This is a genomic window from Noviherbaspirillum sp. UKPF54 (genome assembly GCF_007874125.1).
Taxonomy (GTDB): domain Bacteria; phylum Pseudomonadota; class Gammaproteobacteria; order Burkholderiales; family Burkholderiaceae_D; genus Noviherbaspirillum.
In genome coordinates this window covers 1,993,863-2,007,536 of record NZ_CP040128.1, presented here as the reverse complement: position 1 = coordinate 2,007,536, position 13,674 = coordinate 1,993,863, and the positions used below count along the sequence as shown (strand labels likewise).

Sequence of the window (13,674 nt, the reverse complement as noted above, 5' to 3'; positions counted from 1 at the left end):
TCATGGCGCCAGCCAATCGGAATCCTTGCCGAGGGCGGCGGCGATGCGTTGCCAGCGGCTCGTGGCTGTGGCATCGACCTGGTTGCTCGCCGTATCGACGCGGCAACCGCCACGCTCCATGGTCGCATCCTCGACGATGCGCCAGCCGGCCGTGGCCAGTTCTTCTCCCATCAGCGTGCTGGCCAGCTTGGCGTCTTCCGGATGCAGGAAGAGCAGGGCCGGTTGTTGCAGCGAGGGCAGGTAGCGGATCGCTTCACCGATGACCGGAATGACCAGATCGGGGCGCACTTGGAGCGCGTTTTTCAGCATCGCCTTGGACAGGTCGAGGGCCAGATCCAGGATATCCGATGCGATCTTCTCGTTGGCCAGGGCGATTTCTTCGCCGAAGACTTGCGCGATCTGCAGCAGTTGCGCGCGCTCCTGTTCCGCCTGGGCGCGGCCTTGGGCGAGCCCGTCGGCGTAGCCCTGATCGAAGCCCTGCGCCTTGCCCTGTTCGAATCCGGCTGCGCGGCCTTCCTCGATTCCCGCCGCATAAGATGCGTTGCGTGCTTCGTCCGTGGCTTTCTTGATCTGGTCGGCCAGTGCTGCCGCCGCCTTTTCGGCCGGGGAGGGCTCGTCGAACGATGCCAGCTCCCAGCGCTGATAGGCGGTCAATTGTTCCTTGGGAATCCTGCTGGAACTCATTTCGTCGTTATCCGATTACGTGTATCTAGACGTAGGTGTCTTCGCCCTTGCCGCCCAAGACGACCTGGCCTTCGTCGGCCAGGCGGCGGATGATGGCCAGGATTTCTTTCTGCTTCTCCTCGACTTCGGACAGGCGCACCGGGCCTTTCGATTCCAGGTCTTCCTTCATCATCTCTGCCGCACGCGACGACATGTTCTTGAAGATCTTGTTGCGCAGGCCTTCGCTGGCGCCTTTCAGGGCGATGATCAGCGACTCCGACTGCACTTCGCGCAGGATGATCTGGACGCCGCGGTCGTCGATGTCCATGATGTTCTCGAACACGAACATCTCGTCCATGATCTGCTGCGCCATTTCGGTATCGTAGGCCTTCAGGCTTTCCATCGCGGACGATTCGTTTTCGCCGCTGAAGAAGTTGAGGATTTCGGCCGCGGTGCGGATGCCGCCCATCGGCTTCTTCTTCAGGTTTTCGTTGCCGGTCAGAAGCTTGGTCAGCACGTCGTTCAGTTCGCGCAAGGCCGCCGGCTGCACGCCGTCAAGCGTGGCGATGCGCAGCACGACATCGTTGCGCAGGCGCTCGGTGAAATGGTCGAGCACTTCGCACGCATGGTAGCGCTCCAGGTGCACCATGATGGTGGCGATGATCTGCGGATGTTCGTTGCGGATCAGTTCCGCCACCGATTGCGCGTCCATCCACTTGAGGCTCTCGATGCCGCGCGCCTCGCGCGCACCCAGGATGCGGTTGAGCAGGGAGGTCGCCTTGTCGTCGCCCAGCGCCTTGGTCAGCACGTTGCGGATGTAGTCATCCGAGTCGAGGCCGAAGGAGGTGTTGGTCTTGGTTCGCAGGCGGAACTCCTGCAGCACGCTTTCGAGTTCCTCGGTCGTCACCGATTTCATCGTGGACATCGCGGTGCCGAGCTTTTGTACTTCGCGCGGACCGAGGTATTTCATTACCTCGACTGCTTCATCCTCGCCCAGCGCGAGCATCAGTATGGCTGCTTTTTGAACGCCGATATCGCTCATTCGGTTACCCATTCCTTAACAACATTGGCCACCACTTTCGGGTTTTCCTTGGCCAGGCGCTTGGCCGCTTCCAGGCGACGCTGATAATTGCTGATCGCCGGCGTCGCCTCATCGTCATTCAGATCCGACAGGTCGTCGATGGCGCTGGCCGCCGGCTGCGGAATCGGATTGCCTTCCTCGTCCAGCACCGGTGCCGGCAGGGCCTCGGTTTTTTCCTCTTCCTTCGCTGTCAGGCGGTCAAGCAGGGGGCGCAGCAGCTTGAAATACATGAACAGGGTGACCAGGGCGATCAGCAGGTATTTGCCCGCTTCCTTCGCCAGGTCCAGCATTTCCGGCTGCTTCCAGATCGGCGGCTCGGCCTGCGCTTCCTTGTCCAGGCCGGCGAACGGGCTGTTGACCACGTTCAGGCTGTCGCCGCGCTCCTTGTTGTAGCCCATCGCTTCCTTGACCAGGTCGGCGATCTGCGCCTTTTCTGCGTCGGAGAGCGGCTTGTAGGCGACCTTGCCGCCTTTTTCGACGACCCTCTTGTAGTTGACCACCACGGCTACGGACAGGCGCTTGATGCCGCCCATCGGCTGCTGTACGTAGCGCACGGTCTTGTCGACTTCATAGTTGACGGTCGAATCACGCTGGGTCGGGCCGGATGCGGTGGCGCCGTTGGCCCCGTTCGCGCTTGCCGCTGCATTTGCGGTCGCCGGCGCGCCGGGCGGCGTGGTCAGCGGCGCGGTCGCCGGCGCCGGCGGCTGGTTGGTCAAGGCGCCGGGAACGCCGGAGGCGGTATTGCCGCCGTTACGCATCTCGCTGCTGTGCTGGCTGCGCACGGCGGCCGGGTTGTCGCCCTGGTTGGGCTTGTACATTTCGGCCGCTTGCTCGCTGGTCGAGAAGTCGACGTCCGCGGTCGCCTCGGCGCGCACGTTGTTGGCGCCGACGATCGGGGTGATGATCGACTCGATGCGGTGCACGATGCTCTGTTGCAGTTCCTGTACGTATTTCAGCTGCGTCGGGTCCAGCCCGTTGGCGCCCGGCTGCTTGCCGGTTTCGGACAACAGGTTGCCTTCCTGGTCTACCACGGTGACGTTCTTCGTGCTCAGCTCCGGCACGCTGCTGGCCACCAGGTGGACGATCGCGCTGACCTGTTGCCGGTCCAGCGCGCGCCCCGGATGCAGGTTCAGCAGCACGGAAGCTGTCGGCTTTTGCTGGTCGCGCACGAACACCGAATTTTTCGGCAGCGCCAGGTGGACTCGGGCGGCCTGCACCGCGGCGACGGACTGGATGGAACGCGCCAGTTCGCCCTCCAGTGCGCGCTGAAAGTTCACCTGCTCAAGGAATTGGGAGACGCCAAGCCGCTGGTTCTCCATCAGCTCGAAGCCGACATTGCCGCCCTTGGGCAGCCCCTGCGACGCCAGCTTGAGGCGTGCGTCGTGCACGCGGTCGGCCGGCACGAGGATGGCGCCGCCGCCCTCGGCGAACTTGTACGGCACGTTCATCTGTTGTAGCGACGCCACGATGGCGCCGCCATCGCGATCGGAGTAATTGGAGAACAATACCCGGTACTCCGGCTGCTGCCCCCACATCCACACGCCTGCCATCGCCGCGGCCACGGCCGCGACGCCGACCATCAGCGCAATGTTGCGTCCGTTCGGCGTGCGCACGAGGTTCAGCAGATTGTTGGGAGAGGTCTTCTTGTCCTCTTCCGCAACTATTGCCATGTCTGGCCTCCATGAGTGCAGTTTTTAAGTGTCGTTGTGAGTTTCACTGGGGTGCCGCCAAATAGTCAAAAACAGGTTGCCTTAGCCTGAATTGTCGGTGCAGCACAAGATTTTAATCGTCGGAATAGAGCGGCATTTCCGCTGCTTATCGCGCCGTCTGTTGTTGCGCCAAGTGCTAATGTGTGACCATGAAGGGCGGATGTGCCTTTGCCATGCACGTTCGCAGCAAGGAGGAATGATGAAACCAGGGATGATCGACACCAGCCGCATCGAAGCCATGGTGTCGCAATTGAAGGCTGCCGCGGCCGCCGCCAAGGGCGACGTCAAGCAGGTCGATGAGGAAAAGCCGGCGGCCAGGGCCGACTTCGCGGCGGCGCTGCGCGCGTCGCTCGACTCCGTCAACAATGCGCAGCATAACGCGGAGCAGCTCGGCCAGCGGTTTGCTTTGGGCGACGACAGCGTCAACCTGTCGGACGTGATGATCTCCATGCAAAAGGCCAATATCTCCTTCCAGGCCACCGTTCAAGTCCGTAACAAGCTGGTCTCGGCATATCAGGACATCATGAACATGCAGGTGTGACGCACCTGTTCTTGTCGGCTTTTCAAGCTCCGCAGTGGCAAGCGAGGTGCGCAATCATGCGCGCCTTTCACCTGTCGTTACGTCCTAATTTGTTGTTGATAAAGCATTAACTCAGGCCATTCCCGTTGCCCGTGCATTCTGCTCCCTCTCCAGTTTCGTGATGTAGCGCTGGACCGCCGCGAGGGCTGCGTTGGAAATATCGACGAACATGAAACCCAGGCGACGCGTCGTCTTGCCGTTGGTGAGCTTGAGATCGTGGATGTTCATGAGCTCGAGCCTGGTTTCGATGACGCCGCCCGGCAGTTCGATGCGGCATTTCTCATAGATGACGCCAAGTGTGGCGGGAATCTGTTTTTTTTCATCGACGACGGCAATGCCGCCTGCACTGATGTTTTGCAGAGGGACGATGACCGTCCCGCCGGCTTGGCCTGTTTCGCCGGGAATGGCAAAGGCGCAGCGGACCGGATTTGCGACCGGAGCCGGCACTCGGTAGTACTCGCGCCGTTGCAGGCGAATCAGGCTTTCCGGAATTGCCATGGATAAGGCCGGGCGGCCCTCATGGATGCAGCTGTCGACGTGCGACGCGAAAAACAGGATGCGGATGTTTTCCAGTACGGTTTCAAAGGCGATCTCGTCGCTTTGAAGGATGCGCTCGTTGGTCAGCGCGCTTTGCGCACGATCGATAATCACCGCGTCGCCGGAGTCGTCGACCTCCAGAATCGAAGTGATGACGGCATCGGCGCCGTTATTGGCCTGCATGCGCACCAGTTGATTGCGCGCGCCCACCGTGCGCAGCAGGTTGACGATTTCCCGCCGCGAGTAGACCCGGTAGCGACTCAAATCCTGGCTGTCGTCGTCAAATTCGGAAGTCATCTGGGTTCTCGTTCAGCATTAAGAGTGACATTAAGTGCAACCGTCTATCATACCTTGTCGGCGCCTTGCTGGGCAGCCTCGATGTGATGCACCCATGCCAACAGTTCCGCAACGGCGCGATAAAGGGCTGGCGGGATGTGCTCGTCCAGGTCGACCTGGGTAAGCAGGGCGACCAGCTCGCGCGATTCGTGCACGAACACGCCATGCTCCCTGGCCCGCTCAATGATCTGTTCGGCGACCAGGCCGCGGCCCTTGGCCACCACCTTGGGGGCGCTATCGCCGCTCTGGTAGGCCAGGGCGACGGCGTTCTTGGGAGGGGGCGGATGCGTCATTTTTCTTGTCGCTTCGATGCGTGCGGTGAACCTCGCGCCGCCTTCGGGAGCGATTCTCTCGCAGTTGAACTATGTCTCTGCATCGCGTTTCACGGAAAACTGTTCCAATGGCGATCCCGCCGCCGCCAGGGCCGTGCTTAAGGCATCGCCATGCGTGCGCAGCAGCGTCGCGGTGTTTTCGTCGGCGGCCCGGACCTGGACCTGCACACGCTCGCCGGCAAGCCGGATGGTTGCCGCCACCCTGCCCAAGGCCGGCAGCTCGAAGCGGATCACGCTTTGCCACGTCCGCTCCTGCGTGTCGCCGTGATGGCCTCGCGGCGTGTCTTCGCCGATCTCCCACTCCATCGTTTGGCCGGGCCACAACTCGCCTTGCCATGCGATCCGGTGCTGTTCGAGTGCGTTCAATTGCAGGTTGATCATGCTGACCGATTCGCCGCTCATCGATTTTGGCTGCCCGGTGGGCTCGGTCTCGCTTGGAATTTGGGTGATTGCGGCCATTACCGCATTTTTCGCCGCCGCAGCTAATGTCTCGGGCGGCTGCGGGTTCGCCGGCGGTACGGGCACGGCTTCGCCATCCGCGCTCGCCGGTGGCAGCGGCGCGGGAGGGGTGTCGCGCGGCACATCCGGACCGGCTGACGGCTGGGGGGCTGCAGAGGCGGATTGATGCGCTGCGCGCAGTGCAGTCAGCAGGCTTGGCGGGACGCCCGGCTGGCTGGCCAGGTGCGCAATCAACCGCTCGAGGTGCACGGTGCCGCCGGCCTGCGCCATTCCGCGCGAAGCGTTCTGCAGCGCAGCCTGAAGCAGGCGGGGGTTGCCATGCCAGGCCTGGGGTTCGCGCAATAGCGTCGTCAGCGGGCGTTCGCCCTTGGCCCAGTGCTCGAGATGGGATTCATAGAACAGGCCGCTGGATTCCAGCGAGTCTTTCATCGATGCCGCGATTTGGCCAGCATCCGCGTCAGGCGATGCCACCAGTGGCGCCTTGCCTGCGAGGGCGGTCGGCGCACCCGTCGTCTTGGCGGTATGAATGATCCAGTCGACGAGCCGCCCTGCGTCGCTGAGGGCGGGAGGATTGTCGTGGACCTGCGTGGCGAGAAGAAAGGCCGGGCGCGGTTGTGTCGCCACCAGCGTCAGATCGAGGGTTTCGCCGACCTGGGTGCCGGCCGGCAGGTTCATCCGCACGGCGGCATCGGCCACCTTCACGACAAATGTCCCGTCGTGCAGGCGGGACAGCACTTCGCCTTCGAGAAACGAGCCGAGCGCAATCCGGTTTAAGCGCTGCGATAATTCCTGGTGGGTGTCGCCGACCGGGACGGCCGGCCTGGTTGCCTCGACCGAGGCAACGGGCCGCGTTCCAACGATGTCGGCCCGCGGGAGCATGGATTAACCCGTCTGGTTGGCGCCGTAAACCTGGGCCAGCTTGCGTTCCGTTCCGGTGCTTTTGATTAGCATCGAAAGCTGTTCCATCCACGGCTCGGTGATGGTGCGGATTTCGCGGTCGTCCGCCAGGATCTGGCGAATGAACTTGACCTTTTGCTCGCGCACCATGCCCGTCAGCGGAACGGCTGACTCGTCGCGCCTGAGCGTTGCGACATGGCTGGCGCACTGGGATTCCAGCGCGGCCAGCTGCTCCCAGTCATATTCACGCGCCGCGGCAAGCATCTGGTGCGTAATGACCGCGACTTTTTCATAAATGGAGATAACTTCTTCGCCAGTCATGGTAATCAAGCCTTTACTAGTCCTGAGATATTGGGGGCGAGAGGGTCGTTGATTGCGGGCGGCGCTTCCGGCGCTGCCTGTCCTGCCGGAGCGATGGCTTCCCATGCGCTTCGCAAATCTTGCAGCAGACGCTGCACCTCTTCGATCAGTTCCGGCTGGTTATTCAGGTTGGCGGTCATCAGCCGGGTGCTCATATATTCGTACAACGCATCCAGGTTGGCTGCGATTTCTCCGCCGCTCTTGTGATCGAGGCTGGCGCGCAAGCCGCTATCGATGATGGAGATGGCCTTCGAAAGTGCCTGTCCCTTGCCTGGGATATTGCCTGTACTCATATGTTGCAGCGCCGTGGCCAGAGCCGCGAGTGCGCCGTCGAACAGCATGACGATCAGTTTGTGCGGGCTGGCCGCCACCACGCCGGTTTCGATCCCGACCTTGGCGTAGGCATTCGCGCCGCTGCGCATAGATCCAAACATTGTCGCTTTCCTCTGTAATATCCTGTTTTTGTCTATTTGCTGGACAGACTGCTGATTTGTGCGAGTTGCTGTGTCAGGTAGGTACTGGTCGAATTCATCTTGCTGATCGTTACATCTAGGGCGGTGAACTGCTTGCGATAGCGCGCTTCGATATCGGCCAGCCTGTTATTCAGTGCTTCGGTCTGCTTGTCGATGTCGGAGATGGACCGTTTGATGCCATCGGTGCGCCCGCTGAGCAATCCTGAGCTGCCGAGATAACCGTCGATCTGACCATTCAGCAAATGCGCATACCCGCGCGAAAAGTTGATGGTGCCGCGACTGGCGTTTTCCAGCCCGCCTGTTATCTGCAGTTTCAGGCCTTGTGTCGCCGAGCCAAGCGCGCCAGTCAAAAATTGTCCCGACCCTGTTGCGGTAATGCCGCCGATGGTGCCCGCGACGTCCACGCCATCAGTGGCAGTCGTAGTGCCCAATATGGTCGACACGGCGCTGCCCGAGATGCTGACCTTGGAGTCGGAGCCATATTTGTTCGAGGTAACGACCATCTTGCCGGAGGCGTCTATCGTGACGCTGACTGCAATACCGGCGGAGGAAAACGCTGATGCGCCGTTAATCGCCGATTGAACCTGGGCGGCGAGCGCCGAAGCGGAGTTATATGTGCCTTCCACCAGCGACATCGATGCCGATACACCATTTACCGTCAGCGCCAAATCCTTGTTGCCGCTGTTGATATTGATGGGCGCGGCGATAACGTTCGATCCGGTTACATTGCCTTGGGTAGCAAGCTTGGACACGTACACCGCATAGTCGCCCGGCGTCGTGGCCGAGGTTGCGCTGTCGTACTTGACCAAGCTGTCTGTGCTGGCGCCGATTGACGAGAACAGGGCGGTGACGTCCTTCATGTTGTTGCTCATCGCCGATGACAGCTTGCCGGAATCGAGTGACATCACGCCGGACTTGTCTATTGAGATGCCGACCTGGGACAGCGTTGTGAGGCTACCGCTTGAGTCCGTTAGCGGGGACGCCATCATTTTACGCAACTGCACCTGTATATTGTTCACCGTAGCGTCGCCAAGCAGCAGGCCCGCCTGCTTGGTCGAGGAGTCGTAGCTTGTCAGCTTCCGGATGGTCGTGTTCACATCGTTGTAGGCTTTGACGAATCCGTTGACGGCCGATGTCACCGCCGCCGTGTTGGCGGCAACGGTCAGATTGCTGCTGCCTGCCTTGGCCAGATTCAACGTCACGCCGTCGATCGCGCCGGTGACTTTATTGGTTGCGCTGGTTATCGCAATGCCATTGACAGTCAGTGCAGCGCTTTGTCCAGCGGCACTTTGAGTCATGTTTTGCGTGGCAGTCGGGTCGTAGGCAAGCAAGCTGCTCAATGTGGCATCGCCCCCGGGAGTGCCGTCGGGCGCGGTGACGCTGATTTTCATGCTGGACGTCGCACCGGTGCTGTTCGACTTAATGACCAAGTGATTCGGGGTGGCGCTGCCATCCGAAACGATGGATGCAGTTACGCCGATATTGGCCTTGTTGATTGCGTCGCGGATGCCTTGCAGTGAATTATTGGTATTATCGATCGTCACCGTTCCAGTTGCCTGGTTCGCATCCGGCGCGAAGCTTGCGCCGCTATAGGTGCCGTTGGAGAGGGTTCCCCCGCTGATCGTGCCGAACTGAAAAGTCAGCTTGGTCGCCGTGCCGGCGCCGATAGTCGCTGTTGTGGTGGATTGCCCGGCGGTGGCAATGGTCTGCGCCTGGGCCAATTGCGTGATATTGACGTTGTAGGTGCCGGCAGACGCGCCGGAAGCCGCAGATGCTGTAAAAATCGTCGTATCCGCCGAGGTGGCGTTTACACCCTGGAATGTGGACAGGTTATTTAGCGTTCCAAGGGCCGTCTGCAATGAGCTCAGAGACCCGGACAAGGTGCCGTAAGCGGAGAGCTGGGCCTGATAGCTTGCCTCCTTCTTTTGCAAGATGGTCAGCGGCTGCGACTCCGCCTGCATCAGCTTGGAAACGATGCCATTGATATCCAGATTGGAGCCGATACCCGGAGATGAGATCCCCATCTTGCCTCTCCTTCGAAAACGTGTTCACTGTATCTCAATATCGGCGGAGCCAAACCGAACTTTAGAACGGAGTTTACCCGCCTGTTTCAGCCAAGGCTCAAGCCTTTTGTCTGATTAACAAGCCTTGCACCCGGTCCAGCGCTTTAGCGATTTCAAGCGCTTCCTGCGTCGGAATCTGGCGGATGACTTCCTTGGTTTGCTGATCCACGACCTTCACGATTGGTCGCTCGGAGTCTTCATCCACCGTGAATTCAAGGTCTTGCGACAACTTCTTCATTGTGTCGTTTATTTGCTTTAACGCTTCGTGGGTCTGATTCATGGACGGAATCGATGCGGGCTGCTGTACCGCATCGACTGTCTGTACCGGCGTGGCGGCCTGCCTTGCTGCGATCGACGGCAGGTCGGCAGCGAAATTCCCTGTTTCCGAGATCCGTTGCCCTGGCTGGGCGGCGGTGTTACCAACTGGTTTGATGTCCATGATCATCTCCTTAATGGGGATACCCCGGCCGAACGAAGGTCAGCCGGGGTATCGATCAGCATGATCCTGCCGTGTTAATTAGCCACGGAGCAGGGCGAGCACGCCGTTGGGCAGCGAGTTAGCTTGCGCCAGCATCGCGGTACCGGCTTGCTGCAGGATCTGGCCGCGGGTGAGCGAGGCCGTTTCCGATGCGAAGTCGGCATCCTGGATCCGGCTACGTGCGGAAGAGAGGTTTTCCGCGGTAGTGGTCAGGTTGCTGATGGTGGAGGCAAAACGGTTCTGGATCGCACCGAGTTGCGCACGCGAGTTGTTGATCGAAGTCAGCGCGGCATCGATGGTGTTCAGCGCATTGTTGGCGCCGGACACGGTGCTGATATCGATGCTGGCCACGGTGGTCAGGGTCGATGCCTGGCCTGCGGTGGAGGTGAACAAGCCGCCGGCTGCCTGGTCCGTGGTGACGGTGTAGCCGTTGCTGGAGCTGAACTGGAGCTGGCCGCCGACGACGGTACTGTCGGTACCGACTGCCGCGCCGATCGTCGCCGGGCCGCCGCTGGCTGCGCCGGTGAAGGCGTTGTTGCCCGTGACGTCGATCGTGCCGCCGGCAGAGGTCGTGTTCAGGAAGTCGCCGATCTTGATGTCGTAGCCATCCTTGCTTTCCAGCGTGATGGTGGCGCCATTGCCGGACGCGCTAATGCCGGTGGCGGCGGTTTGTGCGTTGATGGCTGCGGCGAGCGAGGACAGGTCGCTGGCGCTGCTGACGGTGGCAGCGACATTGACGGCATTGCCGGAACCCTGCAGGGTGAAGGTCAGGGTGCCGCCTGCGGACAGGTTGCCCAGAGTGGCCTGGGTTTTCGCGGTGGCGGAAACGCCGGTGGTCGAGGTGGTGCCGTTGATCTGGGATGCGATCGCATTGGCGGAGCTGTCGGCTGCAACCAGGAAGGTGGACGACTGGCCGTTACCGGCGATCGTGACGTTCTGGGAGGTCACGTTGTTGCCGCCGGCAGTGTTGGCGGCAGCGGCGGTGGCGGCGCTGCTGGAGCCTGCGCCACCCAGCGAGCTCAGGGTGTAATTACCGATCTTGGAAGCCTGGGCGCTGGCGATGCCGACGTTGATGGTCTGGTTGGCGTTGGCGCCGACCTGGAACTGGGTGGACGACAGGGAGCCGTCGAGCACGTTCTGGCCGTTGAACTGGGTGGTGTTGGCCACGCGGTTCAATTCCTGCTGCAGCTGCGAGACTTCCTGTTGCAGCGAAGCGCGGTCGGATGCGGAGTTGGTGCCGTTGGCGGACTGAACGGACAGTTCGCGCATACGCTGCAGCAGGTCGCCTGCGGTGCCCAGGCCGCCTTCAGCGGTCTGCGCCAGGGAGATGCCGTCGTTGGCGTTACGCACTGCCTGGTTCAGGCCCTTGATCTGGGAAGTGAAGCGTTCTGCAATTGCCAGGCCTGCGGCGTCGTCCTTGGCGCTGTTGATGCGCAGACCGGACGACAAGCGTTGCAACGACGTGGAGAGCGCCGATTGCGATGCCGTAAGGTTGCGCTGGGCATTTAGCGACGCGGCATTGGTGTTGATGATTGCTGCCATGATAATTCTCCTTAGAGAGGTTTCTTGAGTTCCCCCGGGCACTGCCAACAAACGAAACAAATGTTGTTAATGCAGCTTGTCAGGCGAGACTGGAAAAATTGGATACCTTTGACGGTCTGATTTTTCCAGTCCTGCTTGATCCTAGGTCGGACACCTCTTCTTCGGATGCTTTTGGGAAATCTTTAGTGCTTGATCTAATTAAAATGAATAAAGACTATTGAATAACGCGTTTTTAATTGATGGCAATCAAGACGGGCGCAGTCACGACGGTTACGCGTGGTCAGATAAGCAAGGATTTGCTGCAATCGAAAAAATGCTTATAAAGCAACTTCCTGTCAAAACCCTGTATTTTCATTGCGCTAGCGTAATTTTTACGAGGCGTAAACGCAAATACCTCGGCGGAAATTCTGCCGAGGTATTGTGTCGATGCTACTAGTTAAGCCAACTAAGTCGATTAGCCTTTGAGCAGGGAGAGCACGCCGTTGGGCAGCGAGTTGGCTTGCGCCAGCATCGCGGTACCGGCTTGCTGCAGGATCTGGCCGCGGGTGAGCGAGGCCGTTTCCGATGCGAAGTCGGCATCCTGGATCCGGCTACGTGCGGAAGAGAGGTTTTCCGCGGTAGTGGTCAGGTTGCTGATGGTGGAGGCAAAACGGTTCTGGATCGCACCGAGTTGCGCACGCGAGTTGTTGATCGAAGTCAGCGCGGCATCGATGGTGTTCAGCGCATTGTTGGCGCCGGACACGGTGCTGATATCGATGCTGGCCACGGTGGTCAGGGTCGATGCCTGGCCTGCGGTGGAGGTGAACAAGCCGCCGGCTGCCTGGTCCGTGGTGACGGTGTAGCCGTTGCTGGAGCTGAACTGGAGCTGGCCGCCGACGACGGTACTGTCGGTACCGACTGCCGCGCCGATCGTCGCCGCGCCACCGCTGGCTGCGCCGGTGAAGGCGTTGTTGCCCGTGACGTCGATCGTGCCGCCGGCAGAGGTCGTGTTCAGGAAGTCGCCGATCTTGATGTCGTAGCCATCCTTGCTTTCCAGCGTGATGGTGGCGCCATTGCCGGACGCGCTAATGCCGGTGGCGGCGGTTTGTGCGTTGATGGCTGCGGCGAGCGAGGACAGGTCGCTGGCGCTGCTGACGGTGGCAGCGACATTGACGGCATTGCCGGAACCCTGCAGGGTGAAGGTCAGGGTGCCGCCTGCGGACAGGTTGCCCAGAGTGGCCTGGGTTTTCGCGGTGGCGGAAACGCCGGTGGTCGAGGTGGTGCCGTTGATCTGGGATGCGATCGCATTGGCGGAGCTGTCGGCCGCAACCAGGAAGGTGGACGACTGGCCGTTACCGGCGATCGTGACGTTCTGGGAGGTCACGTTGTTGCCGCCGGCAGTGTTGGCGGCAGCGGCGGTGGCGGCGCTGCTGGAGCCTGCGCCACTCAGCGAGCTCAGGGTGTAATTACCGATCTTGGAAGCCTGGGCGCTGGCGATGCCGACGTTGATGGTCTGGTTGGCGTTGGCGCCGACCTGGAACTGGGTGGACGACAGGGAGCCGTCGAGCACGTTCTGGCCGTTGAACTGGGTGGTGTTGGCCACGCGGTTCAATTCCTGCTGCAGCTGCGAGACTTCCTGTTGCAGCGAAGCGCGGTCGGATGCGGAGTTGGTGCCGTTGGCGGACTGAACGGACAGTTCGCGCATACGCTGCAGCAGGTCGCCTGCGGTGCCCAGGCCGCCTTCAGCGGTCTGCGCCAGGGAGATGCCGTCGTTGGCGTTACGCACTGCCTGGTTCAGGCCCTTGATCTGGGAAGTGAAGCGTTCTGCAATTGCCAGGCCTGCGGCGTCGTCCTTGGCGCTGTTGATGCGCAGACCGGACGACAAGCGTTGCAGGGAAGTGGCGAGTGCGCCTTGGGACGAATTGAGGTTGCGCTGGGCATTCAGCGACGCGGCATTGGTGTTGATGATTGATGCCATGATAATTCTCCTTTATGCGGCGATCCGTGGATTCGGGCTCAAGCCAGTTGAATCTGTTATCGGGCGATACTGGAAAAAATTTAGTCCTGTTCGGTACTTTTTTTTTCCGGTATTGCCCGGACTTGAGCAAGTGATTCTTTTTTCGGACGGATGGCTGGAATCTTTAGGGTTGGTCCCGCAGATTCCGCACGAGAATGACGCTGCGGG

Annotated in this window: 13 protein-coding genes; 1 reads left to right on the top strand and 12 read right to left on the bottom strand. The window is 60.7% G+C overall.

What is annotated here, in order from left to right; all coding sequences use genetic code 11:
• The 3 genes from fliH to fliF are packed head-to-tail and all read right to left on the bottom strand — an operon-like array spanning nt 1 to nt 3,414.
• A complete protein-coding gene (gene fliH, locus FAY22_RS09225) occupies nt 1-684 on the bottom strand; it encodes a flagellar assembly protein FliH (RefSeq protein WP_146329934.1) in 684 nt (227 codons plus the stop codon).
• Nucleotides 685-709: 25 nt separating this feature from the next.
• Nucleotides 710-1,705: a flagellar motor switch protein FliG gene (fliG, locus tag FAY22_RS09220; RefSeq protein WP_146329933.1), complete on the bottom strand. Its 996-nt coding sequence runs from the start codon at nt 1,703-1,705 to the stop codon at nt 710-712.
• Nucleotides 1,702-3,414, bottom strand: a complete 1,713-nt coding sequence (gene fliF / locus FAY22_RS09215) for a flagellar basal-body MS-ring/collar protein FliF (RefSeq protein ID WP_146329932.1) — start codon at nt 3,412-3,414, stop codon at nt 1,702-1,704. The genes fliG and fliF overlap by 4 nt, the downstream gene beginning before the upstream one ends.
• Nucleotides 3,415-3,652: 238 nt before the next feature.
• On the opposite strand from fliF, the gene fliE reads away from it, so the two are divergent.
• Nucleotides 3,653-3,994 carry a flagellar hook-basal body complex protein FliE gene (fliE, locus tag FAY22_RS09210; protein WP_146333388.1) on the top strand — a complete coding sequence of 114 codons (342 nt, stop codon included), beginning with the start codon at nt 3,653-3,655 and terminating at the stop codon, nt 3,992-3,994.
• Between the two features lie 111 nt (nt 3,995-4,105).
• Here fliE and FAY22_RS09205 read toward each other — a convergent pair whose 3' ends face one another.
• The 9 genes from FAY22_RS09205 to FAY22_RS09165 form a co-directional block, all read right to left on the bottom strand.
• The gene (locus FAY22_RS09205) at nt 4,106-4,867 is read right to left on the bottom strand and encodes a flagellar brake protein (protein ID WP_146329931.1); all 762 of its coding nucleotides are present in this window, start codon (nt 4,865-4,867) and stop codon (nt 4,106-4,108) included.
• Nucleotides 4,868-4,914: 47 nt separating this feature from the next.
• Nucleotides 4,915-5,199, bottom strand: coding sequence for an EscU/YscU/HrcU family type III secretion system export apparatus switch protein (locus FAY22_RS09200; protein ID WP_146329930.1), 285 nt, complete (start codon nt 5,197-5,199; stop codon nt 4,915-4,917).
• A 69-nt stretch (nt 5,200-5,268) separates the two neighbouring features.
• Complete coding sequence (locus FAY22_RS09195) at nt 5,269-6,576, bottom strand: flagellar hook-length control protein FliK (RefSeq protein WP_146329929.1); 1,308 nt, start codon at nt 6,574-6,576, stop codon at nt 5,269-5,271.
• Between the two features lie 3 nt (nt 6,577-6,579).
• Nucleotides 6,580-6,915: a flagellar protein FliT gene (locus FAY22_RS09190; protein WP_146329928.1), complete on the bottom strand. Its 336-nt coding sequence runs from the start codon at nt 6,913-6,915 to the stop codon at nt 6,580-6,582.
• A 5-nt stretch (nt 6,916-6,920) separates the two neighbouring features.
• Nucleotides 6,921-7,388, bottom strand: a complete 468-nt coding sequence (gene fliS, locus FAY22_RS09185) for a flagellar export chaperone FliS (protein ID WP_146329927.1) — start codon at nt 7,386-7,388, stop codon at nt 6,921-6,923.
• Nucleotides 7,389-7,420: 32 nt separating this feature from the next.
• A complete protein-coding gene (gene fliD / locus FAY22_RS09180; protein ID WP_146329926.1) occupies nt 7,421-9,451 on the bottom strand; it encodes a flagellar filament capping protein FliD in 2,031 nt (676 codons plus the stop codon).
• Between the two features lie 97 nt (nt 9,452-9,548).
• Nucleotides 9,549-9,929 (bottom strand): flagellar protein FlaG, encoded by a 381-nt coding sequence (locus FAY22_RS09175; RefSeq protein ID WP_168204811.1) that lies wholly within the window; start codon nt 9,927-9,929, stop codon nt 9,549-9,551.
• 78 nt (nt 9,930-10,007) lie between these two features.
• A complete protein-coding gene (locus tag FAY22_RS09170; RefSeq protein WP_146329924.1) occupies nt 10,008-11,510 on the bottom strand; it encodes a flagellin in 1,503 nt (500 codons plus the stop codon).
• 454 nt (nt 11,511-11,964) lie between these two features.
• On the bottom strand, nt 11,965-13,467 hold the full coding sequence (locus FAY22_RS09165) for a flagellin (RefSeq protein WP_146329923.1): 1,503 nt from the start codon (nt 13,465-13,467) through the stop codon (nt 11,965-11,967).
• Between the last annotated feature and the right edge of the window lie 207 nt (nt 13,468-13,674).